Below are 22,811 nucleotides of genomic sequence, written 5' to 3' on the forward strand. Positions count from 1 at the left end.
CAGCCTCCCTGGTCAGCGGGTCAGTTCGAGCCAGTTTTTCGGGCTTGCCGTTTTCCCGATCCGCGATTCCGTCGAAGCGGCGTGCGCCGCCTGCTGCCGGGCCTCAAGGTCGGCGTCGGCCTGCATCTTGGTCGCCACCGCGTTCTGCTGCGCGATCAACAGGCCACGAATCTGTAAGAGCTGGTTGGCCTGCTGGCTGGCAAGCTGGTTGGCGTAGCCGATGGCCTGCATCTGGCCGGTCGCACCCTGCGCGGCCGACTGGAGACGCTGCAACGTCGCCGCGTCGGCCGTCAGGTTCGATTGCTGCTTGTCCAAGCCCTTGAACAACGCATCGTTGGCCTTCTTCTGCGACTGGCTGGCGAGCTGCCGCACGTTGTTCATGGCGGCCAATTCGGCGGCCGAGCAGCCAGTAGCCGAGAAGCACGGTGACCCCTTGTAGTAGTTCACGTCCTGGAACTTGCTGATGTAGCTGTCCAGGCTGCCGAGCTGCGTCTTGTAGTAGTCCAGCGTGTTGACGGCGTTCATCAGCCCATTGATGGTGGACTGCGCCTGATCCCAGATATAGGCTGCCGGAGCCATCGTGTTCTGGAGCTGGTTCTGATACTGCTGGAGCTGGGTGCTGTACTGCTCAATTTGCTTGAGCGTTTGAGCCACCGATTCGATGGCCGTCATGATGTTCTGCGACAGGTTGGTGCCGTCGATGACGGGGATACCCGCCTGCACAGGCGTGATGACGATGCTGCCGGCCAGAACGGCGGCGAGCGCGGTTTTAGCCGCTAAAAAACGGACGTGCTTCATGGTCGCAATCTCCATTCGATGAAAGGAAGGCAATGCCTTGACCAAGCTCGCGCTTGCCCACGGCAAGGTTTCATCGAAGAGCTACGCCACTAGCTAATCGGTATCGCCCTTGGCACTGAGGCCCGGACTTCAGTGTTTCTGTTCTCGGCCCTTATGGGTGTCTCTGGCCTTATGCGTCCTCCCAAGTGTTGATAACGGCCAGGCCGGCGGCCCGGAAGAGGTTTGTGTCGCGTGCAGCACGCCGCAATTTAGCGGCTAAAACTCTCATGATTCGACCCTCGGCTGCACTACCGACTTCATGAGCCGGCTCATTTCGTCCTGGGTGGCCTCAATCCGACCCAGCAGAGCGAGGATCGTGTCATCGCCGAAGCGGGCTGTGCGCGGGTCGTCGGTGAGCCAAAGCTTGAGCAAGCCGCCTAGCCGGCCAAGGTCGCCATTCACGCGCACCAGCTCGCGCACGTACTCGTAATCCATGACGCCCTTGATCTGGTAGCCCTGGCCCACGTCGCGCAGGTAGCGCGCAACGCTGATCCCCGCCCTCTTGGCGTTCGCCTCGATCAGTTCACGCTCTTCGGGAAGGCAGTACACCTTGATGGGCGGGCTGCTCTTCCGCGTGACTCTCTTCTCGTCGTCCATTCATTCTCCAACCGGCGGTAGCCGGCAGCCTCGCAGAGCAGGATGCCCCGTTGAGCGCCCCCGGCGCGAATAAGGGGACGTGAAGAAGGACAACCCGCTTGCGGGTGGGCCTACTTCACACATCCTGCCCGCATAACGGCGTTGATTACTCCAAGGAAAGTCCTCGTCCGGCACCGCAAATCTTTCGCGGAAACCGCACGTTTGGAACGCAACAGCGCGAAAATGAACAGTAATAGCCGGTTTCCGCATGGTTTCCGTGCGCTTGCAGCGATCCATTTGCGTATCGCAGCGATTCATTCCGCCGCTTGTTGCGGTTGAGTTATGGGATTTTCGGAACCAGCCGGCGCGTTGGTGATGTGCCGATGGACGTACTTCAGGAAAGTCTCATAGCGAAACGGAATGCGCCCGATCTCGTGCATGTGCTCCCAGATGATCTTTAGCGCAAAGCCTGCGGCCATTGCTTCCATCACGTCCGAGCGCGCCGCCATGAACGCGGGCAAGAAGTCCTTCCGCTTCAGCCGCCCGGTTTGCTGCGCGCGCATGAGCCGCGCGGCCAGTTCCTGTTCAATCTTTGTCGCCATGTCCGTAAACCTCCGTTATCAACTGAACTACTCCGAAGGTTACGGATTGGCAGCCTGCGCAACATTCCAATAATTGGCCAAACTGGTTGACATGAAGCGAGTGACGCAAGCACGTCTATCGAAACCGCGATAGGCACCACTCAGATTCAGCACCACGGAAAAGTTGAACGCCAAAAAGAGGGCCGAAAGATTGCCTGGCAGCTTGCTGCCCCTCAAGAGTCAATGCTCAGCCGGCCGCAATCGTCGGAACGGAGACAATGGCCAGCCTCGCCGAAAATGACGATGCTGCAGCTTGGTGGGCGCGCCAAAAAAAGTGGCGCCATATGTGACCGTGGCACCGAATAGAACTGTTGTATGTTGTAGCGCGCTACAACATACAACATACAACGTCAGTCCATTGACACTTGAGGGGCGTAGCGTTTTAGCCGCTAAAAAAGGGGTCGTCTCAGAAAACGGAAAATAAAGCACGCTAAGGCATAGCCGAACCTGCCAAGCTTGCTCCACCCTGTAGTGACGCGATCAGCGGGCAGGAAACGTTCCCCCTTCGCGCATGGCAGGCGCACACCAACTCAGACAGCACGGCCTCCATGCGCGCCAGGTCAGCCATTTTCTCGCGCACGTCCTTGAGCTTGTGCTCGGCCAGACTGCTGGCTTCCTCGCAATGGGTGCCATCCTCCAGCCGCAGCAGCTCGGCGATCTCATCCAGGCTGAAGCCCAGCCGCTGGGCTGATTTCACGAAGCGCACCCGCGTTACATCCGCCTCGCCATAGCGGCGGATGCTGCCATAGGGCTTGTCAGGCTCCAGCAACAAGCCCTTGCGCTGATAGAAACGGATGGTCTCCACATTGACCCCGGCCGCCTTGGCGAAAACGCCAATGGTCAGGTTCTCCAAATTGTTTTCCATATCGCTTGACTCCGTACATGAGTACGGAAGTAAGGTTACGCTATCCAATTTCAATTCGAAAGGACAAGCGCATGTCTGAACCAAAAACCGGGCGCGGCGCGCTCTTCACTGGAGGGCTTGCCGCCATCCTCGCCTCGGCTTGCTGCCTCGGGCCGTTGGTTCTGATCGCCTTGGGGTTCAGCGGCGCTTGGATCGGCAACTTGGCGGTGTTGGATCCCTATCGCCCCATCTTTATCGGCGTGGCGCTGGTGGCGTTGTTCTTCGCCTGGCGGCGCATCTACCGGCAGGCAGCGGCCTGCAAACCGGGTGAGGTCTGCGCGATTCCCCAAGTGCGAGCTACTTACAAGCTCATTTTCTGGATCGTGGCCGCGCTGGTTCTGGTCGCGCTCGGATTTCCCTACGTCATGCCATTTTTCTACTGATCGGAGTTCACCATGAAGAAACTGTTTGCCTCCCTCGCCCTCGCCGCCGTTGTTGCCCCCGTCTGGGCCGCCACCCAGACCGTCACGCTGTCCGTACCGGGCATGACCTGCTCCGCCTGCCCGATCACTGTCAAGAAGGCGATTTCCAAGGTCGAAGGCGTCAGCAAAGTTGACGTGACTTTCGAGACACGCCAAGCGGTCGTCACCTTCGACGATGCCAAGACCAGCGTGCAGAAGCTGACCAAGGCAACCGCAGACGCGGGCTATCCGTCCAGCGTCAAGCAGTGAGTCACTGAAAACGGCACCGCAGCACAACGGACGTCATTGTCTGGCGCCACAAACGATAAAGGATCTGTTGCATGACCCATCTAAAAATCACCGGCATGACTTGCGACTCGTGCGCGGCGCACGTCAAGGAAGCGCTGGAAAAAGTGCCAGGCGTGCAGTCGGCGGTGGTGTCCTATCCGAAGGGCACAGCGCAACTCGCCATCGTGCCGGGCACATCGCCGGACGCGCTGACTGCCGCCGTGGCCGGACTGGGCTACAAGGCAACGCTAGCCGATGCGCCACTGGCGGACAACCGCGTCGGACTGCTCGACAAGGTGCGGGGATGGATGGCCGCCGCCGAAAAGCACAGTGGCAACGAGCCCCCGGTGCAGGTAGCGGTCATTGGCAGCGGTGGAGCCGCGATGGCGGCGGCGCTGAAGGCCGTCGAGCAAGGCGCGCAGGTCACGCTGATCGAGCGCGGCACCATCGGCGGCACCTGCGTCAATGTCGGCTGTGTGCCGTCCAAGATCATGATCCGCGCCGCCCACATCGCCCATCTGCGCCGGGAAAGCCCGTTCGATGGCGGTATTGCGGCAACTGTGCCTACGATTGACCGCAGTAAGCTGCTGGCCCAGCAGCAGGCCCGCGTCGACGAACTGCGGCACGCCAAGTACGAAGGCATCCTGGGCGGTAATCCGGCCATCACCGTTGTGCACGGTGAGGCGCGCTTCAAGGACGACCAGAGCCTTACCGTCCGTTTGAACGAGGGTGGCGAGCGCGTCGTGATGTTCGACCGCTGCCTGGTCGCCGCGGGTGCCAGCCCGGCGGTCCCGCCGATTCCGGGCTTGAAAGAGTCACCCTACTGGACTTCCACCGAGGCCCTGGCGAGCGACACCATTCCCGAACGCCTTGCCGTAATCGGCTCGTCGGTGGTGGCGCTGGAGCTGGCGCAAGCCTTTGCCCGGCTGGGCAGCAAGGTCACGGTCCTGGCGCGCAATACCTTGTTCTTCCGTGAAGACCCGGCCATCGGCGAGGCGGTGACAGCCGCTTTCCGTGCCGAGGGCATCGAGGTGCTGGAGCACACGCAAGCCAGCCAGGTCGCCCATATGGACGGTGAATTCGTGCTGACCACCACGCACGGTGAATTGCGCGCCGACAAACTGCTGGTTGCCACCGGTCGGACACCGAACACGCGCAGCCTCGCGCTGGACGCAGCGGGGGTCACTGTCAATGCGCAAGGTGCCATCGTCATCGACCAAGGCATGCGCACGAGCAACCCGAACATCTACGCGGCCGGCGACTGCACCGACCAGCCGCAGTTCGTCTATGTGGCGGCAGCGGCCGGCACCCGTGCCGCGATCAACATGACCGGCGGCGATGCGGCGCTCGACCTGACCGCAATGCCGGCCGTGGTGTTCACCGATCCGCAAGTGGCGACCGTGGGCTACAGCGAGGCGGAAGCCCACCACGACGGGATCGAGACCGACAGCCGCACCTTGACCTTGGACAACGTGCCGCGTGCGCTCGCCAACTTCGACACACGCGGCTTCATCAAGTTGGTTATCGAGGAAGGCAGCCATCGGCTGATCGGCGTACAGGCGGTCGCGCCGGAAGCGGGTGAACTGATCCAGACGGCGGCTCTGGCCATTCGCAACCGCATGACGGTGCAGGAACTGGCCGACCAGTTGTTCCCCTACCTGACGATGGTCGAGGGGTTGAAGCTCGCGGCGCAGACCTTCAACAAGGATGTGAAGCAGCTTTCCTGCTGCGCCGGGTGAGAAAAAGGAGGTGTTCAATGAACGCCTACACGGTGTCCCGGCTGGCTCTTGATGCCGGGGTGAGCGTGCATATCGTGCGCGACTACCTGCTGCGCGGATTGCTGCGCCCGGTGGCGTGCACACCAGGCGGCTACGGCTTGTTCGATGACGCCGCCTTGCAACGGCTGTGCTTCGTGCGGGCGGCCTTCGAGGCGGGCATCGGCCTCGACGCGCTGGCGCGGCTGTGCCGGGCGCTGGATGCGGCGGACGGCGACGAAGCGGCCGCGCAGCTTGCCCTGCTGCGTCAGTTCGTCGAGCGTCGGCGCGAAGCGTTGGCCGATCTGGAAGTGCAGTTGGCCACCCTGCCGACCGAGCCGGCACAGCACGCGGAGAGTCTGCCATGAACAACCCCGAGCGCTTGCCGTCCGAGACGCACAAACCGATCACCGGCTACCTGTGGGGCGGACTGGCTGTGCTGACTTGCCCCTGCCACCTGCCCATCCTCGCTGTCGTGCTGGCCGGCACAACCGCCGGTGCTTTCCTCGGCGAGCATTGGGTCATCGCGGCGCTCGGTTTGACCGGCCTGTTCCTTCTGTCCCTGTCGCGGGCGCTGCGGGCATTCAGGGAAAGAGAATGAGCGCTTTCCGGCCGGATGGATGGACGACGCCGGAACTGGCCCAAGCGGTCGAGCGCGGGCAGCTTGAACTGCACTACCAGCCCGTCGTCGATCTGCGCAGTGGTGGGATTGTCGGCGCGGAAGCCCTGTTGCGCTGGCGTCATCCGACGCTTGGACTATTGCCACCGGGCCAGTTCCTGCCCGTGGTCGAATCGTCCGGCCTGATGCCTGAAATCGGCGCTTGGGTGCTGGGCGAAGCCTGCCGCCAGATGCGTGACTGGCGAATGCTGGCATGGCGACCGTTCCGGCTGGCCGTCAATGTTTCGGCGAGCCAAGTGGGACCGGACTTCGACGGGTGGGTAAAGGGCGTGCTGGCTGATGCCGAGTTGCCCGCCGAGTATCTCGAAATCGAGCTGACCGAATCGGTCGCGTTTGGTGATCCGGCGATCTTCCCCGCCCTGGACGCCTTGCGGCAGATCGGTGTGCGCTTCGCCGCCGATGACTTCGGGACGGGGTATTCCTGTCTGCAACATCTGAAGTGCTGCCCAATCAGCACGCTCAAGATCGACCAATCGTTTGTCGCCGGGCTCGCCAACGACCGCCGCGACCAAACCATCGTGCACACCGTGATTCAGCTTGCGCACGGGCTGGGCATGGATGTGGTGGCTGAAGGCGTGGAAACATCGGCGAGTCTTGATCTATTGCGACAAGCGGACTGCGACACAGGACAAGGCTTCCTGTTCGCGAAGCCAATGCCGGCGGCGGCATTCGCCGTCTTCGTCAGTCAATGGAGGGGTGCCACCATGAATGCAAGTGACTCGACCACCACCAGTTGCTGCGTGTGCTGCAAGGAAATCCCGCTCGATGCCGCCTTCACCCCGGAAGGCGCGGAATACGTCGAGCACTTCTGCGGGTTGGAGTGTTATCAACGCTTCGAAGCGCGTGCCAAGACAGGGAACGAAACCGATGCCGATCCGAACGCCTGCGACTCGCTACCGTCAGATTGAGGCATACCCTAACTTGGCGTCAGACCATCCGGCGCTAAATCGTCAGAATAGAGTTGCCTTCCGAATTGATTGACATACGCCGTCAAGGGTCATGGATTTCTTCCTGACACATTTCCCTCAGGAGGATACCTTGCACGGTCAGCGCATCGGTTACGTCCGCGTCAGCAGCTTCGACCAGAACCCAGAACGGCAGCTCGAACAGATCCAGGTGGATAAAGTGTTCACCGACAAGGCGTCGGGCAAGGACACACGGCGGCCCGAACTGGAACGGCTGCTCGCCTTCGTGCGCGAAGGCGACACGGTCGTGGTGCACAGCATGGATCGTCTGGCGCGCAACCTCGACGACCTGCGCCGCCTGGTGCAGGGCCTCACCCAGCGCGGCGTACGCATCGAGTTCCTTAAGGAGCATTTGACCTTCACCGGCGAGGACTCGCCGATGGCGAACCTGATGCTGTCGGTAATGGGCGCGTTCGCCGAGTTCGAACGCGCCTTGATCCGCGAGCGGCAGCGCGAGGGCATCGCGCTCGCCAAGCAGCGCGGGGCCTACCGTGGCAGGAAGAAATCCCTGTCGTCTGAGCGTATTGCCGAACTGCGCCAACGTGTCGAGGCTGGCGAGCAAAAGACCAAGCTGGCTCGTGAATTCGGAATCAGTCGCGAAACCCTGTATCAATACTTGAGAACGGATCAGTAAATATGCCACGTCGTTCAATCCTGTCCGCCGCCGAGCGCGAAAGCCTGCTGGCGTTGCCGGACACCAAGGATGAGTTGATCCGTCACTACACGTTCAGCGAAACCGACCTCTCCATCATCCGGCAGCGGCGCGGCCCGGCTACCGGGCTAGCGGCCTCAATCTGGTAACGGCTGCCGTCGTGTTGTGGAACACGGTCTATCTGGAACGGGCTGCGCACGCGCTGCGTGGCAACGGCCATGCCGTTGATGACGCGCTGTTGCAGTACCTGTCGCCGCTCGGTTGGGAGCACATCAACCTCACCGGCGATTACCTCTGGCGCAGCAGCGCCAAGATCGGCGCGGGCAAGTTCAGGCCGCTACGACCGCTGCAACCGGCTTAGCGTGCTTTATTTTCCGTTTTCTGAGGCGACCCCAAAAAGGACCGACCGGAGCTGACCACCTCTTCTGGCGTACAACTCAACGGCCGAAGGCCGACCATCGGCAAGGGCTTGGCGTCGCCCTACAGGGCGGCGGCAAATGCCGCGCCTAGTGGATGATCTTGGAAGATCATGGATGGAATTTTCGAACCAGCCGCAAGCCCGCGCCGTTACTGTGTTTTCCAGTTTTTGGCGGGGAACGTTGCTACGGGTGAAGGGGAACGTTACTACGGAGATTGGGGAACGTTACTACGGGCTTCGGCCTCCCGATTTCCCACTTCCCTTCCGCATATTCGGACACCTTCCAGCCCACGGCGGCAAGCTCGGCCAGAGCCTTGCGGGCCTTCTGACGGCGCTTCTTCATGGCCTCAGCGTTCGCGTCGTCCGGCCAAACGTAACCGGAAAGGGTATCCAGTTCCACGCGGCCGGCTTTGCCAGGATCGATCCAGCCGCATAGTCGTTGGTGAATCAGGCGGGCCGGATCGGTTTGTAGCGCCCGCACCTCGGCCATCTCAATGCGGGTATACGGACGCCGCCCAAGAATCGCCTCTGCAATCTGAGGATTCAGCGCGACGAATAGCCGTCCGTCCTCCTCATCGAAGGCATAGCTCATCAAGTGAAAAGACCGTTGCCTGCTCCCTTTGGTGACTACTACTGTCACGTTTGCCATGCGCAGCAAGCACGCCTTGATCGCCCTGATATTGTCGCCGCCATCGGTCAAGCCGATCTCGCTTAGTAGGCTGGCCATGCTCTCTCTCACGACAAGCGCATCCTGCCCTACCGCGTCAAATTTTGGCTCAAGGAATAGACGGAGCTGCTTCGGTAAGTCTGCTGTTGGCTCCGACGTCAGGATAATGCCTTTCGGCCCGCCAAGAGCCACCAGACCTTGCAGCAGCCGCATGTCATCGGCACCGAGCGGCTCAAAGCCGACGAACCGCGCTTGTTCATTCTCGGCGTAGTGATACGTCACATCGAGCTTGAGTTTCTTCCGTTCTCCGCGTTTGAGACTGCGGAACAAGCCGGGGACCAAGCAGTGCATTGGATCGTGCCTGGCATGGGTGAGGTCAAAAGCCATCGCTTCGCCTCCGGCCATCGCATCCCTTCTCCTCACTCCTGCGGGCCTCATGCAGTTCCACTGGCACCAGTACGCCGCCGGAGTGCCGCATGTACCAGCGATCAAGCGGCGTGGCGTCGTAGTTCTGCTTGCTGACGCCGAAACGCACGAAGTAGCTGCGGCGCTCATTACCGATGGGCTGCCGGTCGTGGGGGCGGTCGCTGAGGCGCTTTGCCTCATCCTCGGTCATGCGAGCGACGTAACCACACCACCTGGCGTTGTCGATCAACGCCGATGCGCCACGCGCAGCCTGCTGCTGGTCGGTTTGCCCTTCGCGGGCGCTTCCCTTGCTGACGTGGTGTAGGTAGAGCACGGATGCGCCCGTGGTGGCCGCAACGTGCTCCAACACGGCCACGAGGTGGGCCATGTTGCCGTTGCTGTTCTCATCGAGGGCGTGAATACGGCTCAGGGTATCCAGCACAATCAGCCTCGCCCCGGCACCGTCCTCAATGACGCGGCGCAGGTGAGCCTTGTTCATGATGTCCATGCGCTTGCCCATGATCGGCTCAAGCACCAAGTTCTCTGCGATGGCTTGGCGAGCTGCGTGCCCGAGGTGCTGGCCGATGGCGTGAACGCGCCGCACAAGCGCGGGCGGCGGGTCTTCACCGGCCAGATAGACCACGCGCCCGGAATGTGCGGGGGCAAGGCCCACGAGGTCGCCACCCGGAACGCTGCATGCGATGCTCATGGCCGCTTCTAGCGCCCAGAAACTCTTGCCCGTAGCCCCTGGGGCGACGAGCGCGCCGACCGTTCCCGCCAGGAAGCCAGGCCATAAGAAGTCCAGCACCGGCGGTTCGTGCTCAAACGCCGCCAGTACATCAATCGCCATGACGCTGTTCCCCGCTCAGTACAGGGACTCGTCGCTCAACACCTCGGCGATCTGCGAGGTTCGGAAGTAGACCCGCCGGCCGATCTTCAAGCGGGCCCTGTTGATTCGCTGCGCCCACTCGTTCGTTGCGCGCAAGCTGATCCGCAGTCCATCAGGCGAGCGATCAAGGACAGTGGCGAGCTGCGCGATGCTTAGCAGTGGGCCGAAGCGTTGCAGCAGCGTGTCTTCTATCGTCATTGCGTAAACCTCCGTTATCAACTGAATTGCTACGAAGGTTAGGTGCTATTGGGGGTTGCCTACATCTTATTAATTGTCCAAAATGGTTGACATGAAGAATGACCCAATCATCGTTATCTGGGAAGGTTGCGACCCCACCGTCTCGGAAGCCATCCGGCAGTTTCAAGATCGCTGGCGGCCGTACTCCGCATCCTCGCGGCGCTATCCCATCGTGCGATTGATACAGGAACTGATCGATCCCGCCGTGGCCGCCTACATGGCAGCCCTTCCAGTGCGCTATTCGGGCCACGTCCCCGGCGCCGGCACGGGAGTGAGCTTCAGCGCGATCATTCGACTGGTGGGGCTTGATGCGATGGTTCGCTTGCAGCGGCAATTGCTGCGCGCGTTCGTTCTCACGGAAGATCGACAGTCTGCGAGAGATCAGCGTTTTGTCGCAACGCTGGAATCACTGATCGAACTGGTGTGGGACTGTGCGTGCAAACGACCAGCCAAGTCACAGGTGCGCGACACCCGCCTGAATGGTGAACGTCAGCAGGGCTTCTGCCGGTTTTGCGGAGCACTCGCCGAGTTGACCTCGTTCGCCGGTGGGAGCGATGACCCAAAGGCTGACGACCCCGAGGAGAAACTTCGACTCAGCAGCCTGTACTGCCTGGATCACCGGCCCAAATTGCCGAATGGCGCATGGAATCCCTCATACAGACAAGCAAGACGCTCACTCGCGCAGTTCGATCTCGAACTCGCCAGGCTCAGCCAGCAGTGCGCAAAGCCAGCTACGCCTCAAGTGAAATCGGGCGATCAACTGGTTGACAGCTACTTCTTCCACTACGTCGCCGGCCAAACCTTTCAGCCAGCAGACAAAGCGGAGTTGCGCAATCAAGCGCGGCTCATGGTGGACTCGAAGCTGTCAGACCGCAAAAAACAGATGCTGATGCTCCAGTGGTCTGGGCTCAACCAGTCGGAGATTGCGCGAAAGCTAGGTATAGAACGCCAAGCCGTATCGAAGGCACTGGCGTCGATCCCTGCGATGTTCCACTTGAGTTCAAAGTCGCGCTCGCGGCGTCAACCAAATTGACCAACTAATAGAACGAAACAATCCGCATTCACAGGCACCATCAGGCACATGTTCGCAAGTGACTGAAAGAGGCCAAGGGATGCAGACAACGACAAGTAAGACGCTCATCAACCGCAAGAAGCTACTGGCGATGATCCCGCTGTCTGAGCGCACGATTTTCAATATGGAGCAGCGCGGGGAGTTTCCGCGTCGCATTGCGCTCACCAGCCGAAACGTCGCCTGGGACTTGGCCGAGGTCGAGGAATGGATCGAGGCGCGCAAGGCATCGGGCACTCAGGCCATGCGTCCCGGCTTCACCCCGTCGGTCGCAGCAGCCACTTTTTAGCGGCTAAAACGCAGCGCCCCTCAAGTGTCAATGAAACCCGGGGCCATGCCTCGATGTTCGGGCAGGCGAGCAAACTGTCATCTTCTGGCTTACGCCTTCGGCCGCTTCAGTGTCCATTCGTCGATCATGTCCGCCCAGTCTTGCAACATCGCCGTCCGCTGCTCGCGGTACTCGGCCTTGTTGTAGACGGCCCTGACGCCTCGCTGCTCGTGCGCCAGGCACTTCTCAATCCAGTCCGTGTTGTAGCCGGCCTCATGCAACAACGTGCTGGCTGTGCGCCGCAAGTCATGTGGCCCGAACTTGGCGAGCGACTTCCCTTCCTTCTGCGCCAGCCGATACGTCAGCGTCAGCACCTGGTTGAGCGTGGCGCTGCTCATGGGCAAGTCCGAGTCGTACCGCGACGGCAACACGTAGTCCGATCCGCCGGCAAAGGTCTTGAGGGCAATGAAGATGTCCAGCGCCTGCCGGGACAGGAACACCAGGTGCGGATTGCGTCGCTTCATCCGCTCCTTCGGGATGGTCCAAAGCGCCTCGCTGAAGTTGATCTCGCTCCAGGTCGCGTTGGTCAGCTCGCTCTTGCGCACCATCGTCAGCAGCAACAACTTGGCGGCAGCCCGAATGGATGGCGTTGTGCCGATGCGCTCCATGTACTGATACATCAGACGGATCTCGTCGGGCGTCAGCGCACGGTCGCGCGGCTCGAACTTGGCGATAGTCGTCGGCCGCACCAGCTCTGCCGGGTTCTCGACCTTCTGGCCGCGCTCGATGGCCCAGCGAAAGACCTGCAACATCACCTCGCGAGCATGCACTGCGGTCGCCGGTGCACCGCGCTCCACGATGGCATCGGTCAGCGCCCGCAAGTCCTCGTGGGTGATCTCCACCAGCTTCTGGTTGCTGAATTTAGGCTTCAGCTCGCGCTCGTAGATTGAACGGCGCATGTCGCGGGTGGAGTCAGCCATCTGGTAGCCGCGCAGCCACTTTTCCGCCCACGCCCCGAACGTCTCCGCATCCTTGACGCGGGCCTTGTCCCGCGCCTTCTCTTTGGCCGGCGACTTCCCGGCCGCGATCATCTTCTTGGCCTCGCCCAACCGCTCGCGGGCTTCCGCAAGGGTGATGCCGCCAACGCCATAGCGGCCGAAGGTGATGGTCTCCTGCCGGCCGTGGATCAAGTAGTTGTAGCGGAACGAGATCGCTCCGGCGGGCGTGACGGCCACATAGAGGCCGTCACGGTCGTTTTCCTTGTATAGCTTGTCCCTCGGCTTGAGGTTACGCAGCTTGGTATCGGTCAGCATGGTTCTCGCCTTAGTTCGGCTCAAATACCATGATCTGGAACCCGTCCCATCTTGACGTAAAACACAATAAAATCATTGCACTACGTCAGATCAATACCATGAACCCAAGAAAGTGGACTGCATGGTATCGATGGCATCTCATGGTATCGAAGCACTCAATGCCATTTATCATGCCATGAAAAATTGGTGCTTGGCGATGCCAAAGATTGCCTGATGGTGCCGAACCAAGTCACAAAAAATCCCGCAGTGACGCGGGCTTAGGTGTGTTTTCGTGCTACTCAGTGCCAGCCGATGCCAGACGTGGAATCACTCCCACTCGATAGTCGCCGGCGGCTTGCTCGACACGTCGTAGGTGACCCGGGAGATACCGGCGATCTCGTTGATGATGCGGTTCGAGACCTTCTCCAGCAGTTCATAGGGCAGGTGCGCCCAGCGCGCGGTCATGAAGTCGATGGTCTCCACCGCGCGCAGGGCGACGACCCAGGCGTAGCGACGGCCGTCGCCGACCACGCCGACCGATTTCACCGGCTGGAACACCACGAACGCCTGGCTGGTCTTGTGGTACCAGTCGAAGGCGCGCAGTTCCTCGATGAAGATGTGGTCGGCCTGGCGCAGCAGGTCGGCGTACTCCTTCTTCACCTCGCCGAGGATGCGCACGCCCAGGCCCGGGCCGGGGAACGGGTGGCGGTAGACCATGTCGTAGGGCAGGCCCAGCTCCAGGCCGATCTTGCGCACTTCGTCCTTGAACAGTTCGCGCAGCGGCTCGACCAGTTCGAACTGCATGTCCTCCGGCAGGCCGCCGACGTTGTGGTGCGACTTGATCACGTGGGCCTTGCCGGTTTTGGCGCCGGCCGACTCGATCACGTCGGGGTAGATGGTGCCCTGGGCGAGGAACTTCACGTCCTGCAGCTTGGTGGCTTCTTCGTCGAAGACTTCGATGAAGGTGCGGCCGATGATCTTGCGCTTCTCTTCCGGATCGGCGACGCCGGCCAGGCGGCCGAGGAACTTGTCCTCGGCGTTGGCGCGGATCACCTTCACGCCCATGTTCTCGGCGAACATGGCCATCACCTGGTCGCCTTCGTGCAGGCGCAGCAGGCCGTTGTCGACGAACACGCAGGTCAGTTGGTCGCCGATGGCCTTGTGCAGCAGCGCGGCGACCACCGAGGAGTCCACGCCGCCGGAGAGGCCGAGCAGGACCTTGGAGGAACCGACCTGGGCGCGCACGGTGGCGATGGCGTCGTCGACGATGTTCGAGGGGGTCCACAGCGCGGCGCAACCACAGATGTCGAGGACGAAGCGCGAGAGAATGCGCAGGCCCTGCTTGGTGTGGGTGACTTCCGGGTGGAATTGCACGCCGTAGTAGGCGCGGGCATCGTCGGCCATGGCGGCGATCGGGCAGCTCGGGGTGCTGGCCAGGATGTGGAAGCCGGCCGGCATCTCGGTGACCTTGTCGCCGTGGCTCATCCACACGTCGAGGCCGAGCACGCCGTCGTCGTCCACGTGGTCCTCGATGCCGTCCAGCAGGCGCGCCTTGCCAACCACGTCGACGCGGGCGTAGCCGAACTCGCGCACGTCGGAGCCCTGCACCTTGCCGCCCATCTGCTCGGCCATGGTCTGCATGCCGTAGCAGATGCCGAACAGCGGCACCTTCAGGTCGAACACCGCCTGCGGCGCGCGCGGGCTGTCGGCTTCGTGCACCGACTCGGGACCGCCGGCGAGGATGATGCCGCGCGGCGCGAAGGCGATGATCGCCTCGTTGCTCATGTCGAAGGGATGGATTTCGCAATACACGCCGATCTCGCGCACGCGGCGGGCGATCAGTTGGGTGTACTGGGAGCCGAAATCGAGGATCAGGATACGGTGGGCGTGAATGTCTTGGGACATGGCCATCTCTCGCTACGGAATTCGAAAACGACACGGGGCTGAATCGAACAGCCCCGTGCAGCACTCATTTCAATCAGCCTCAACCAACCCGGTAGTTGGGGGCTTCCTTGGTGATCTGGACGTCGTGGACATGGGACTCGGCCATGCCCGCGCCGGTGATCCGGACGAACTGCGGCTGCGTGCGCATCTGCTGGATGTCGGCGCTGCCGGTGTAGCCCATGGCGGCGCGCAGGCCGCCCATCAGTTGGTGGACGATGGCGGACAAGGCACCCTTGTACGGCACGCGACCCTCGATGCCTTCCGGCACCAGCTTCTCGGCGCCGGCGGAGGCGTCCTGGAAGTAGCGGTCGGACGAGCCCTGGGAGCCGGACATGGCGCCCAGCGAACCCATGCCGCGGTAGGACTTGTAGGAACGGCCCTGGAACAGCTCGATCTCGCCCGGCGCTTCCTCGGTACCGGCGAACATCGAGCCCATCATCACGCAGTAGGCGCCGGCGACCATGGCCTTGGCCAGGTCGCCGGAGAAGCGGATGCCGCCGTCGGCGATCAGCGGTACGCCGGTGCCCTCGAGGGCGGCGGCGACGTTGGCGATGGCGGAGATCTGCGGCACGCCGACACCGGCGACGATGCGGGTGGTGCAGATCGAGCCCGGGCCGATGCCGACCTTGACCGCGTCGGCGCCAGCCTCGGCGAGGGCCTTGGCGGCCTCGGCGGTGGCGATGTTGCCGCCGATCACCTGGACGTCCGGGAAGGTCTGCTTGACCCAGCGCACGCGCTCGATCACGCCCTTGGAGTGGCCGTGAGCGGTGTCCACCACCACCACGTCGACCCCGGCGGCGACCAGCGCGGCGACGCGCTCGCCGGTATCGGCGCCGGTGCCGACGGCGGCACCGACGCGCAGGCGGCCCTGCTCGTCCTTGGACGCCAGCGGGTAGGTCTTGGCCTTCTCGATGTCACGGAAGGTCACCAGGCCACGCAGGTAGAAGTTCTCGTCGACTACCAGCATCTTCTCGATGCGGTTCTCGTAGAGCTTGGCCTTCATCTCTTCCAGCGGGGTGCCTTCGCGGGCGGTGACCAGCTTGTCCTTCGGGGTCATGATCGCGGCGACGGTATCGCCGGCGTTCGGCTTCACCCGCAGGTCGCGACCGGTGACGATACCGACCAGCTCGCCCTGCTCCACCACCGGGAAGCCGGAGAAGCCGTACTCGCGGGCCATCTGCAGCAGTTCGATGATCTTGGTCGAGGGGGTCACGGTGACCGGGTCGCGGACGATGGCCGTCTCGTGCTTCTTGACCTTGCGGACTTCCGCGGCCTGCTGCTCGATGCCCATGTTCTTGTGGATGATGCCGATGCCGCCTTCCTGGGCCATGGCGATGGCCAGGCGGGCTTCGGTCACGGTATCCATCGCGGCGGATACCAGCGGGATGTTCAGTTCGATGCCGCGGGTCAGGCGAGTTTTCAAACTCACGTCCTTGGGCAGGACTTCGGAATAACCGGGGATCAGAAGGACGTCGTCGAAAGTCAGGGCTTCTTGACTGATTCGCAGCATGGCGGGCGCTCCCAGACGGGAAAAATGGAAGCGCGACATTATACCCAGCCACGCGCTTCCGCTCAACGCAGTTGATCGCCGAAAACGGCGAATGGGCAAATATCTTGCAAGGCGCCCGCCAGGCCCCGTTCCGCCTGTCCTATCCCGCATTTGCAGGATGGCAGCGCGGCGGCGGATGGCCGGATACTGCGTACGTCACCCAGCGACCGCCCAGGCGGCGGGACGCCGATTCCAAGAACTATAAAAGTGGGACGGGGGAGAGAATGAAAGGGAGCACTGACCCGCATTCGTCATCCGCAGCCTTGCTCGCGGCGTTCGGCGCCGCCGTGCTGGACATCAACCGGCTGGCGCGCGACAAGACCCTGGAGCGTTTCCATCGCACCGCGCTGGAACGTCTGCAGCAACTGGTGCCGTTCCAGCGTGCCTGGTGGGGCCGCGCGGCGCTGATCGACGGCGTGCCGGTGGAGCACAGCGCACACCTGTTCAACCTCGAAGAGCACTATGTCGAGGACTGGAAATCGATCAGCCACGACGACATCACCGTCGGCCTGGTACACGCCCGCCCGGGCACCGCCGTGGCCGTCGACATGCAGGCCACCGCCGGGCTGCGCTGGCTTGGCGCACGTCACGACATCGGTGAGCTGCTCTGCGTGATCCACGTCGATCCGATCACCCGCCTCAGCGACCATATCGCCCTCTATCGCACGCCTGGCGGCCCGCCCTTCGCGGACCAGGAGAAGCTGCTCCTCGGGCAACTCTCGGCGCACCTGGCCGCGGCCGTCTCGGCCAACCAGATCCGTACCCTGGTGGCCCTGCGCGAATCCCTCGAACGCCAGGCTCTGGCCATGGCGGTATGCGACCGCTACGGCGTGCTGCATTGTGCCGAACGCGGCTTCGTCGACCTGCTGCTCGGCGCCTGGCCGGGCTGGACCGGTCCGCAGTTGCCGGAGGAAACCAGCCCGCAGGGCTATCGCGATGCGCGCCTGGTGATCGACTCGCGGCAGGTCGGCGACCTCTACCTGCTCACCGCGCGACAACCGAGCGCGATCGAACAGTTGAGCAATCGCGAAGGCGACGTCGCCCTGCTGTTCAGCGAAGGCAAGACCTACAAGCAGATCGCCCGCGACCTCGGCCTGGCGCCGAACACCGTGCGCCATCACATACGCACCATCTATTCCAAGCTCGGCGTCAACGACAAGGCGAGCATCGCCCACCTGCTGCACCAGTTCCCGCCTGGCTGACAGCCCTCCACCCCTGCCATCACCGCTTCGACCGCCCCGCCAAGGGCGGCATGGGCGCCCTTTCGCCTGCGAAAAGGCGCAACCACCACCGGCGCGACGAACGCCGGGCACACAACGACCGGGGAGACCGTCACATGACCCACCGCACCGCCTCGATGGCCGTACCGACCGCCAGCGCCCTCGCGCTGCTCGGCATCCAGCTCCTGCTGGGCGCCGAGGCCGGCGCCGCTGACCTCAACGCCCGCGACTTCTTCGGCGCCCCGGCGGGCACCACGCTCGGCGTGCTCTACCTGCCGGCGACCCGCGCCCACGAGTTCCACGGGCCGGCCGATCGCAACGGCAAGGCCGAACTGAAGACCAACGCGGTGGCCTACCGCCAGGTGTTCTTCAGCGACATCTGCGGCACTCTCTGCACGCCGCAGTTCATCATTCCCTTCGTCGACATCGATGCGCGCCTGCCCGGCAGCGCCGGGCATACCGGCGAGGCCGGTTTCGGCGATCCCCAGGTCGGCGGCACCCTGTTCTTCATCAACGACCCGGAACGGCGCCGCTACAGCGGCCTGCTGACCCTGATCACCCTGCCGCTGGGCGAGTACCACGCGAAGAACCCCGATGTCTCGCCCGGCGCCAACCGCTGGGGCGCCACCTTCGTCTACAACTACACCCAGGGCATCGGCCGCGACTGGGTGCTGGAAGCCAACCTGGAAGCGCAGTTCTACGCGAAGAACGACGACTACTTCGGCAGCGACCTGGAGCAGAAACCGCTCTATCGCCTGCAGGCCTTCGCCTCCTACGACTTCAGCCAGAGCACCTACGGCGCCCTCAAGCTGGTGCACGCCGATGGCGGCGAACTGAAGCTGCAGGGCCATACCCTCGACGACACCCACCAGCGCTACACCCAACTCGGCTTCGAGCTAGGCCACTGGCTGGACCGGCGCAACAGCCTGATGCTCGGTCTCTCGCGCAACGTCGCCACCGACAATGCGTTCCATGGCAGCCAGGCCCTGTTGCGCCTGGTCCATGTGTTCTGAGGAGGCGCAGCCATGAACGCTTCCGACAAGACCCTCGCCAGCGCCTCTCCGGCGTCCGGCAACCTCGCGCTGCTCGCGGCCATCGTGGTGTTCGCCGCGATCACCCCGACCATCCTGATGACCGCCCCCGCCGTCGCCGCGCAACTGGCGGCCCAGTGGCAACTGAGCCCGGCGCGGGTCGGCGACCTGTTCTCGGTGGAGCTGGGCGCCATGAGCCTGGCGACGCTGCCGGCCTTCCATTGGCTGAAACGCGTCGATTGGCGCCACGCGGCGCTGCTCGCCGGCCTGCTGTTCATCGCCGCCAACCTGGCCTCGGCGTTGGCCGGCAGCTACCCGCTGCTGCTCGCCCTGCGTTTCTGCAGCGCCCTCGCCGGCGGCTCGCTGATGATCCTCTGCCTGTCCAGCGCCGCCAGCACCGCCACCCCGAGCCGGGTCTACGGGCTCTGGGTGATGGGCCAACTGGTGGTCGGCGCCGTCGGCCTGGCACTGCTGCCGGCGCTGTTCGAACGCTTCGGCCTGGCCGCCTGCTACCTGTTGCTGGCCGGCCTGATGGGCCTCGCCCTGCCGTTGTCGCGGGCCTTCCCCAGTGGTAGCCCGCCAGCGGAAGCCCGCGCCAGTACCGGCGCGATTCACTCGCGACTGCGGGTCGGGCTGGGCATCCTCGCCGTGCTCACCTTCTATATCAGCCTCAGCGGCATCTGGACCTTCATCGGCGCCATCGCCGAAGGCGCGGGGATCGGTGCCGGCGCCAGCGGCGAGGTACTCGCCGTCGCCACCCTGATGGGCATCGCCGGGGCGGCCTGCGCCTCCTTCATCGGCAACCGCCTGCCGCGCGACCTGATGCTGCTCGGCGGCTACCTGGCGATGGCCGCGGCGATCCTCCTGCTGATCGGCCAGCCACCGCTGGCGCGCTTCGCCCTGGCCGCGCTGCTGTTCAAGTTCACCTGGACCTTCGCCCTGCCGTTCATCCTCGCCTGCCTCGCCGATCTGGACCGCTCCGGCCGCCTGATGAACGCCTCCAACCTGGTCATCGGCGGCGGGCTGGCCATCGGCCCGGCGCTGGCCGGACGACTCATCGAAAGCAGCGGCGGTTTCCTCCCGCTGCTGCCGATCGCCGCCGGCCTGGCCGGCCTCTCGCTGCTACTGGCCCTGGCCTGCCGGCCACGCTGAAACCCTTTCCCGAACCACGGATACCCGCCATGACCCGACGTACCGCTTTCTTCTTCGACGAACTCTGCCTCTGGCACGCCGCCGGCCCGCACGCGCTGACCCTGCCGGTCGGCGGCTGGGTGCAACCGCCTGCCGCCGCCGGACACGCCGAATCACCGGAAACCAAGCGCCGGCTGAAAAGCCTGCTCGACGTGTCCGGCCTGACCGCCCGCCTGCAACTGCGCAGCGCACCGCCGGCGAGCGACGAGGACCTGCTGCGCGTGCATCCGGCGCACTATCTGGAACGCTTCAAGGCGTTGAGCGACGCCGGCGGCGGCAGCCTCGGCCAGGACGCGCCGATCGGCCCGGGCAGCTACGAGATCGCCCGGCTCTCCGCCGGCCTGGCCATCGCCGCGCTGGACGTGGTGCTCGCCGGCGAGGCGGACAACGCCTACTCGCTGTCGCGGCCGCCAGGTCACCACTGCCTGCCGGACCAGGCGATGGGCTTCTGTTTCTTCGCCAACATCGCCGTGGCCATCGAGGCGGCCAAGGCGCGCCACGGCGTCGAGCGGGTCGCGGTGCTGGACTGGGACGTGCACCACGGTAACGGCACCCAGGCGATCTACTACCGGCGCGACGACGTGTTGAGCATTTCCCTGCATCAGGACGGCTGCTTCCCGCCTGGCTACAGCGGCGCCGAAGACATCGGCGAGGATCGCGGTCGTGGCTTCAACCTCAACGTGCCGCTGCTTCCCGGCGGCGGTCACGACGCCTACATGCAGGCCATGCAACGCATCGTGTTGCCAGCGCTGGAGCGCTTCCGCCCGCAATTGATCGTGGTCGCCAGTGGCTTCGACGCCAACGCGGTGGACCCGCTGGCACGCATGCAACTGCACAGCGACAGCTTCCGGGCGATGACCGCGATGGTCCGCGACGCGGCCGAGCGGCATGCCGACGGACGCCTGGTGGTGGTCCACGAAGGCGGCTACTCGGAAGCCTACGTGCCGTTCTGCGGGCTGGCGGTGATCGAAGAACTCAGCGGCGTGCGCAGCGCGGTGCGCGACCCGCTGCGCGACTTCATCGAGTTGCAGCAGCCCAACGCGGCGTTCCGCGACTTCCAGCGCCAGCGCCTCGAAGAGCTGGCCGCACAGTTCGGCCTGTGCCCGGCGCAGCCGCTTCAGGCGGCCAGGTAGCGCCCGACCAGCGCCAGGCCGCTGCACAGCACCAGCCAGGTGACCAGGCGGACGAAGGCTTCACGCGACAGACGCAGGGTCACCCGACGGCCGATCCACAGGCCCAGCGCCATGCCCGGCAGCAGGCAGGCGGCGAACAGCCAGGGCTCGCGCGCGGCATACAGCCCGGCGAGCAGGAACAGCCCCAGGCGGACGAAGGTGCTACAACCGATCAGCGCGCTCTGGGTGGCGCGCATCTGCTCCTTGCTCGCCAGGCGTCCGTTCAGGTACAGCGCATAGAGGAAGCCGCCGCTGCCGAACAACGCGCCGAACAGCCCGCCGAAGACACCGAACGGCAACGCCCAGGTCGCCCGCCAGCGCGGCTGGCCGAGTGGCTGGAGGAACAGCGCGTAGAGCGCATAGAGACTGACGAACACGCCGAGGGCCAGCATCAGCAGCTCCGCGCGTAGCGCCAGAAGTCCGTACGCCCCGAGCGCACAGCCCAGCAGCATGCAGGGCAGCAGACGCTTGAGTTCAGTGACGGCGATCTGCCGCCGCGCCGGCAGCCAGTTGCCGAACGACGCGCTGAAATCCAGCAGGACCAGCAGCGGAATGATCTGCGACAGCGGCAGCACCCCGGCCAGCAACGGGCCGGCGACCAGCGCGGTGCCGAAGCCGGCGATGCCGAACACCACATAGGCGAGGACGATGGCCAGTTCGACCAGCAGCCATTGCCATAGGCTGAACGGCAGGGCGGCGAACAGGACTGACGGATCGAGCGAGGACATGGCGACTCCCGGAACGACGACCTGCGCACTCTAGCGAGCGCAACGGCGCGCCAGCCAATACAATCCGAGCCCTGTAGCCATCTCGAAAAGGCATGGGGAATCTTCCGATGATCTCTTTGCGGCAACTCCATTACTTCGTCGAAATCGTCGAGTCCGGCGGCTTCAGCCGTGCCGCCGAACGCCTGTTCGTCGCCCAGTCGGCGCTCAGCCGGCAGGTGCGCGAACTGGAGGACAGCATCGGCACCCCACTGCTCCGCCGCGGTCCGCGCCAGGTCGAGCTGACGCCGGCCGGTCGCGCCTTCCTGCCACGCGCGCAGCGCCTGCTCGGCGACCTGGAGGCCGCCCGGCGCCTGGCTCGCGAGGTCGGTGAAGGCGGCCATGGCCTGCTGCGCCTGGGGCACTCCAGCTCGGTGCCGCTGGTGGGCGGCCTGCAAGCGGCGCTGCGCGGCTACCTCGCGGCGCAGAGCGGCGTCCGCCTGGAACTGACCCAGCAATCCTCCGAGCAGCAACTCGCCGATCTCGCCGAAGGACGCCTGGACCTTGGCCTGCTGCGCCTGCCGGTGCTGCGCCAGCATCCCCGGCTGCACCTGCGCGCCCTGTACCGCGAGCCGTTGCTCCTGGCTCTCGCCGCCGACCATCCGCTGGCCCGCCGTGAAGCCCCCGTGGCCCTGGCCGCCCTGGCCGGAGAAACCTTCGTCTCCATTCCCCACCTGCAACGCGGCGGCCTCAGCTATCGCGCCGCCGAACTCTGCCTCGGCGCCGGTTTCTACCCACGCCCGGCGCGCGCGCTGTCGCGCAAGACCAGCCAGTTGCAACTGATCGAGGCCGGCTTCGGCGTCGCCCTGGTGCCCGCCTCGATGCGCGCCATCGCACCGCCCGCCGTGCGCTTCATGTCTCTGGCCGAGGCCGAGGCATACAGCGAGGTGGCGCTGGCCTGGCGACGCGACGATAGCCCCCTGGTGGAAGGCTTCGTCGAATATTTCCTGGAGAATCTGCCGAACGAAGCCAAGGATTGATCGCACATCCCGGTGCGC

The 22,811-nt window shown here is 64.1% G+C and carries 26 protein-coding genes and 1 pseudogene; 16 read left to right on the forward strand and 11 right to left on the reverse strand.

The window, feature by feature from the left end; translation table 11 throughout:
- Positions 1-12: 12 nt before the first annotated feature.
- From trbJ to HMPREF2581_RS01925, 4 genes are all read right to left on the reverse strand, one after another.
- On the reverse strand, positions 13-798 hold the full coding sequence (gene trbJ, locus HMPREF2581_RS01910; RefSeq protein ID WP_011666572.1) for a P-type conjugative transfer protein TrbJ: 786 nt from the start codon (positions 796-798) through the stop codon (positions 13-15).
- 264 nt (positions 799-1,062) lie between these two features.
- Positions 1,063-1,434, reverse strand: coding sequence for a conjugal transfer transcriptional regulator TraJ (gene traJ / locus HMPREF2581_RS01915; RefSeq protein WP_011666571.1), 372 nt, complete (start codon positions 1,432-1,434; stop codon positions 1,063-1,065).
- A 293-nt stretch (positions 1,435-1,727) separates the two neighbouring features.
- Positions 1,728-2,015, reverse strand: coding sequence for a TraK family protein (locus HMPREF2581_RS01920; RefSeq protein WP_011666570.1), 288 nt, complete (start codon positions 2,013-2,015; stop codon positions 1,728-1,730).
- Positions 2,016-2,484: 469 nt separating this feature from the next.
- Positions 2,485-2,919, reverse strand: coding sequence for a mercury resistance transcriptional regulator MerR (locus HMPREF2581_RS01925; protein ID WP_003131969.1), 435 nt, complete (start codon positions 2,917-2,919; stop codon positions 2,485-2,487).
- A gap of 71 nt (positions 2,920-2,990) precedes the next feature.
- Between HMPREF2581_RS01925 and merT the strand changes: the two genes are divergently transcribed.
- From merT to HMPREF2581_RS01965, 9 genes and pseudogenes are all read left to right on the forward strand, one after another.
- Positions 2,991-3,341 carry a mercuric ion transporter MerT gene (gene merT / locus HMPREF2581_RS01930; protein WP_006224622.1) on the forward strand — a complete coding sequence of 117 codons (351 nt, stop codon included), beginning with the start codon at positions 2,991-2,993 and terminating at the stop codon, positions 3,339-3,341.
- 12 nt (positions 3,342-3,353) lie between these two features.
- Positions 3,354-3,629, forward strand: a complete 276-nt coding sequence (gene merP, locus HMPREF2581_RS01935) for a mercury resistance system periplasmic binding protein MerP (protein WP_003131987.1) — start codon at positions 3,354-3,356, stop codon at positions 3,627-3,629.
- Between the two features lie 71 nt (positions 3,630-3,700).
- Positions 3,701-5,386 carry a mercury(II) reductase gene (merA, locus tag HMPREF2581_RS01940; RefSeq protein WP_011666568.1) on the forward strand — a complete coding sequence of 562 codons (1,686 nt, stop codon included), beginning with the start codon at positions 3,701-3,703 and terminating at the stop codon, positions 5,384-5,386.
- Positions 5,387-5,403: 17 nt separating this feature from the next.
- Entirely contained in the window at positions 5,404-5,769 is a 366-nt protein-coding gene (merD, locus tag HMPREF2581_RS01945; RefSeq protein ID WP_000995360.1) for a mercury resistance co-regulator MerD, read from the forward strand.
- On the forward strand, positions 5,766-6,002 hold the full coding sequence (merE, locus tag HMPREF2581_RS01950) for a broad-spectrum mercury transporter MerE (RefSeq protein WP_003132004.1): 237 nt from the start codon (positions 5,766-5,768) through the stop codon (positions 6,000-6,002). The genes merD and merE overlap by 4 nt, the downstream gene beginning before the upstream one ends.
- Positions 5,999-6,988 carry a DUF3330 domain-containing protein gene (locus HMPREF2581_RS01955; protein ID WP_003132006.1) on the forward strand — a complete coding sequence of 330 codons (990 nt, stop codon included), beginning with the start codon at positions 5,999-6,001 and terminating at the stop codon, positions 6,986-6,988. Before merE ends, HMPREF2581_RS01955 begins: the two co-directional genes overlap by 4 nt.
- Positions 6,989-7,118: 130 nt before the next feature.
- The gene (locus tag HMPREF2581_RS01960; protein ID WP_003124096.1) at positions 7,119-7,679 is read left to right on the forward strand and encodes a recombinase family protein; all 561 of its coding nucleotides are present in this window, start codon (positions 7,119-7,121) and stop codon (positions 7,677-7,679) included.
- A gap of 2 nt (positions 7,680-7,681) precedes the next feature.
- Positions 7,682-7,846, forward strand: a complete 165-nt coding sequence (locus HMPREF2581_RS31515) for a DUF4158 domain-containing protein (RefSeq protein ID WP_016254289.1) — start codon at positions 7,682-7,684, stop codon at positions 7,844-7,846.
- Positions 7,819-8,058: pseudogene (locus HMPREF2581_RS01965) on the forward strand (Tn3 family transposase); the annotation flags it as partial. The gene HMPREF2581_RS31515 and the pseudogene HMPREF2581_RS01965, both read left to right, overlap by 28 nt.
- A 241-nt stretch (positions 8,059-8,299) precedes the next feature.
- Here HMPREF2581_RS01965 and repC read toward each other — a convergent pair.
- The 3 genes from repC to HMPREF2581_RS01980 are packed head-to-tail and all read right to left on the reverse strand — an operon-like array spanning position 8,300 to position 10,274.
- Positions 8,300-9,187: a replication protein C, IncQ-type gene (gene repC / locus HMPREF2581_RS01970; protein WP_011666567.1), complete on the reverse strand. Its 888-nt coding sequence runs from the start codon at positions 9,185-9,187 to the stop codon at positions 8,300-8,302.
- Positions 9,159-10,037 (reverse strand): helicase RepA family protein, encoded by an 879-nt coding sequence (locus HMPREF2581_RS01975; RefSeq protein ID WP_011666566.1) that lies wholly within the window; start codon positions 10,035-10,037, stop codon positions 9,159-9,161. Before HMPREF2581_RS01975 ends, repC begins: the two co-directional genes overlap by 29 nt.
- Before the next feature lie 15 nt (positions 10,038-10,052).
- Entirely contained in the window at positions 10,053-10,274 is a 222-nt protein-coding gene (locus HMPREF2581_RS01980; protein ID WP_016254290.1) for a hypothetical protein, read from the reverse strand.
- A gap of 91 nt (positions 10,275-10,365) precedes the next feature.
- Here HMPREF2581_RS01980 and HMPREF2581_RS01985 point away from each other — a divergent pair, with 91 nt between their 5' ends.
- Complete coding sequence (locus HMPREF2581_RS01985) at positions 10,366-11,346, forward strand: hypothetical protein (protein WP_011666564.1); 981 nt, start codon at positions 10,366-10,368, stop codon at positions 11,344-11,346.
- A 79-nt stretch (positions 11,347-11,425) separates the two neighbouring features.
- Positions 11,426-11,671 carry a helix-turn-helix transcriptional regulator gene (locus HMPREF2581_RS01990; RefSeq protein WP_015649464.1) on the forward strand — a complete coding sequence of 82 codons (246 nt, stop codon included), beginning with the start codon at positions 11,426-11,428 and terminating at the stop codon, positions 11,669-11,671.
- Between the two features lie 89 nt (positions 11,672-11,760).
- Here the strand turns inward: HMPREF2581_RS01990 and HMPREF2581_RS01995 are convergent, their stop codons facing one another.
- The 3 genes from HMPREF2581_RS01995 to guaB form a co-directional block, all read right to left on the reverse strand.
- Positions 11,761-12,963 (reverse strand): tyrosine-type recombinase/integrase, encoded by a 1,203-nt coding sequence (locus HMPREF2581_RS01995; protein WP_011666563.1) that lies wholly within the window; start codon positions 12,961-12,963, stop codon positions 11,761-11,763.
- Positions 12,964-13,269: 306 nt separating this feature from the next.
- Positions 13,270-14,847 (reverse strand): glutamine-hydrolyzing GMP synthase, encoded by a 1,578-nt coding sequence (guaA, locus tag HMPREF2581_RS02000; protein ID WP_003137878.1) that lies wholly within the window; start codon positions 14,845-14,847, stop codon positions 13,270-13,272.
- Between the two features lie 79 nt (positions 14,848-14,926).
- Positions 14,927-16,396, reverse strand: coding sequence for an IMP dehydrogenase (gene guaB / locus HMPREF2581_RS02005; RefSeq protein ID WP_003092702.1), 1,470 nt, complete (start codon positions 16,394-16,396; stop codon positions 14,927-14,929).
- Between the two features lie 263 nt (positions 16,397-16,659).
- Here guaB and HMPREF2581_RS02010 point away from each other — a divergent pair, with 263 nt between their 5' ends.
- From HMPREF2581_RS02010 to HMPREF2581_RS02025, 4 genes are all read left to right on the forward strand, one after another.
- A complete protein-coding gene (locus HMPREF2581_RS02010) occupies positions 16,660-17,637 on the forward strand; it encodes a helix-turn-helix transcriptional regulator (protein WP_003137877.1) in 978 nt (325 codons plus the stop codon).
- Positions 17,638-17,771: 134 nt separating this feature from the next.
- Entirely contained in the window at positions 17,772-18,668 is an 897-nt protein-coding gene (locus HMPREF2581_RS02015) for a transporter (protein ID WP_003137876.1), read from the forward strand.
- Positions 18,669-18,680: 12 nt separating this feature from the next.
- On the forward strand, positions 18,681-19,838 hold the full coding sequence (locus HMPREF2581_RS02020) for an MFS transporter (protein WP_003137875.1): 1,158 nt from the start codon (positions 18,681-18,683) through the stop codon (positions 19,836-19,838).
- Positions 19,839-19,867: 29 nt separating this feature from the next.
- The gene (locus HMPREF2581_RS02025; protein ID WP_003137874.1) at positions 19,868-21,010 is read left to right on the forward strand and encodes a class II histone deacetylase; all 1,143 of its coding nucleotides are present in this window, start codon (positions 19,868-19,870) and stop codon (positions 21,008-21,010) included.
- Here the strand turns inward: HMPREF2581_RS02025 and HMPREF2581_RS02030 are convergent.
- Positions 20,995-21,777, reverse strand: a complete 783-nt coding sequence (locus tag HMPREF2581_RS02030; RefSeq protein WP_003137873.1) for a sulfite exporter TauE/SafE family protein — start codon at positions 21,775-21,777, stop codon at positions 20,995-20,997. The genes HMPREF2581_RS02025 and HMPREF2581_RS02030 overlap by 16 nt on opposite strands.
- Positions 21,778-21,884: 107 nt before the next feature.
- Between HMPREF2581_RS02030 and HMPREF2581_RS02035 the strand changes: the two genes are divergently transcribed.
- Positions 21,885-22,793: a LysR family transcriptional regulator gene (locus HMPREF2581_RS02035; RefSeq protein WP_003137872.1), complete on the forward strand. Its 909-nt coding sequence runs from the start codon at positions 21,885-21,887 to the stop codon at positions 22,791-22,793.
- Positions 22,794-22,811 lie beyond the last annotated feature (18 nt).

Source organism: Pseudomonas sp. HMSC057H01 (assembly GCF_001836405.1).
GTDB lineage: Bacteria > Pseudomonadota > Gammaproteobacteria > Pseudomonadales > Pseudomonadaceae > Pseudomonas > Pseudomonas aeruginosa.

Bases quoted from the DNA above. Each gene is read 5' to 3' on its own strand.
- trbJ (WP_011666572.1), bottom strand. From the start codon at position 798: ATGAAGCACGTCCGTTTTTTAGCGGCTAAAACCGCGCTCGCCGCCGTT.
- traJ (WP_011666571.1), bottom strand. From the start codon at position 1,434: ATGGACGACGAGAAGAGAGTCACGCGGAAGAGCAGCCCGCCCATCAAG.
- HMPREF2581_RS01920 (WP_011666570.1), bottom strand. From the start codon at position 2,015: ATGGCGACAAAGATTGAACAGGAACTGGCCGCGCGGCTCATGCGCGCG.
- HMPREF2581_RS01925 (WP_003131969.1), bottom strand. From the start codon at position 2,919: ATGGAAAACAATTTGGAGAACCTGACCATTGGCGTTTTCGCCAAGGCG.
- merT (WP_006224622.1), top strand. From the start codon at position 2,991: ATGTCTGAACCAAAAACCGGGCGCGGCGCGCTCTTCACTGGAGGGCTT.
- merP (WP_003131987.1), top strand. From the start codon at position 3,354: ATGAAGAAACTGTTTGCCTCCCTCGCCCTCGCCGCCGTTGTTGCCCCC.
- merA (WP_011666568.1), top strand. From the start codon at position 3,701: ATGACCCATCTAAAAATCACCGGCATGACTTGCGACTCGTGCGCGGCG.
- merD (WP_000995360.1), top strand. From the start codon at position 5,404: ATGAACGCCTACACGGTGTCCCGGCTGGCTCTTGATGCCGGGGTGAGC.
- merE (WP_003132004.1), top strand. From the start codon at position 5,766: ATGAACAACCCCGAGCGCTTGCCGTCCGAGACGCACAAACCGATCACC.
- HMPREF2581_RS01955 (WP_003132006.1), top strand. From the start codon at position 5,999: ATGAGCGCTTTCCGGCCGGATGGATGGACGACGCCGGAACTGGCCCAA.
- HMPREF2581_RS31515 (WP_016254289.1), top strand. From the start codon at position 7,682: ATGCCACGTCGTTCAATCCTGTCCGCCGCCGAGCGCGAAAGCCTGCTG.
- repC (WP_011666567.1), bottom strand. From the start codon at position 9,187: ATGGCCGGAGGCGAAGCGATGGCTTTTGACCTCACCCATGCCAGGCAC.
- HMPREF2581_RS01975 (WP_011666566.1), bottom strand. From the start codon at position 10,037: ATGGCGATTGATGTACTGGCGGCGTTTGAGCACGAACCGCCGGTGCTG.
- HMPREF2581_RS01980 (WP_016254290.1), bottom strand. From the start codon at position 10,274: ATGACGATAGAAGACACGCTGCTGCAACGCTTCGGCCCACTGCTAAGC.
- HMPREF2581_RS01985 (WP_011666564.1), top strand. From the start codon at position 10,366: ATGAAGAATGACCCAATCATCGTTATCTGGGAAGGTTGCGACCCCACC.
- HMPREF2581_RS01990 (WP_015649464.1), top strand. From the start codon at position 11,426: ATGCAGACAACGACAAGTAAGACGCTCATCAACCGCAAGAAGCTACTG.
- HMPREF2581_RS01995 (WP_011666563.1), bottom strand. From the start codon at position 12,963: ATGCTGACCGATACCAAGCTGCGTAACCTCAAGCCGAGGGACAAGCTA.
- guaA (WP_003137878.1), bottom strand. From the start codon at position 14,847: ATGTCCCAAGACATTCACGCCCACCGTATCCTGATCCTCGATTTCGGC.
- guaB (WP_003092702.1), bottom strand. From the start codon at position 16,396: ATGCTGCGAATCAGTCAAGAAGCCCTGACTTTCGACGACGTCCTTCTG.
- HMPREF2581_RS02010 (WP_003137877.1), top strand. From the start codon at position 16,660: ATGAAAGGGAGCACTGACCCGCATTCGTCATCCGCAGCCTTGCTCGCG.
- HMPREF2581_RS02015 (WP_003137876.1), top strand. From the start codon at position 17,772: ATGACCCACCGCACCGCCTCGATGGCCGTACCGACCGCCAGCGCCCTC.
- HMPREF2581_RS02020 (WP_003137875.1), top strand. From the start codon at position 18,681: ATGAACGCTTCCGACAAGACCCTCGCCAGCGCCTCTCCGGCGTCCGGC.
- HMPREF2581_RS02025 (WP_003137874.1), top strand. From the start codon at position 19,868: ATGACCCGACGTACCGCTTTCTTCTTCGACGAACTCTGCCTCTGGCAC.
- HMPREF2581_RS02030 (WP_003137873.1), bottom strand. From the start codon at position 21,777: ATGTCCTCGCTCGATCCGTCAGTCCTGTTCGCCGCCCTGCCGTTCAGC.
- HMPREF2581_RS02035 (WP_003137872.1), top strand. From the start codon at position 21,885: ATGATCTCTTTGCGGCAACTCCATTACTTCGTCGAAATCGTCGAGTCC.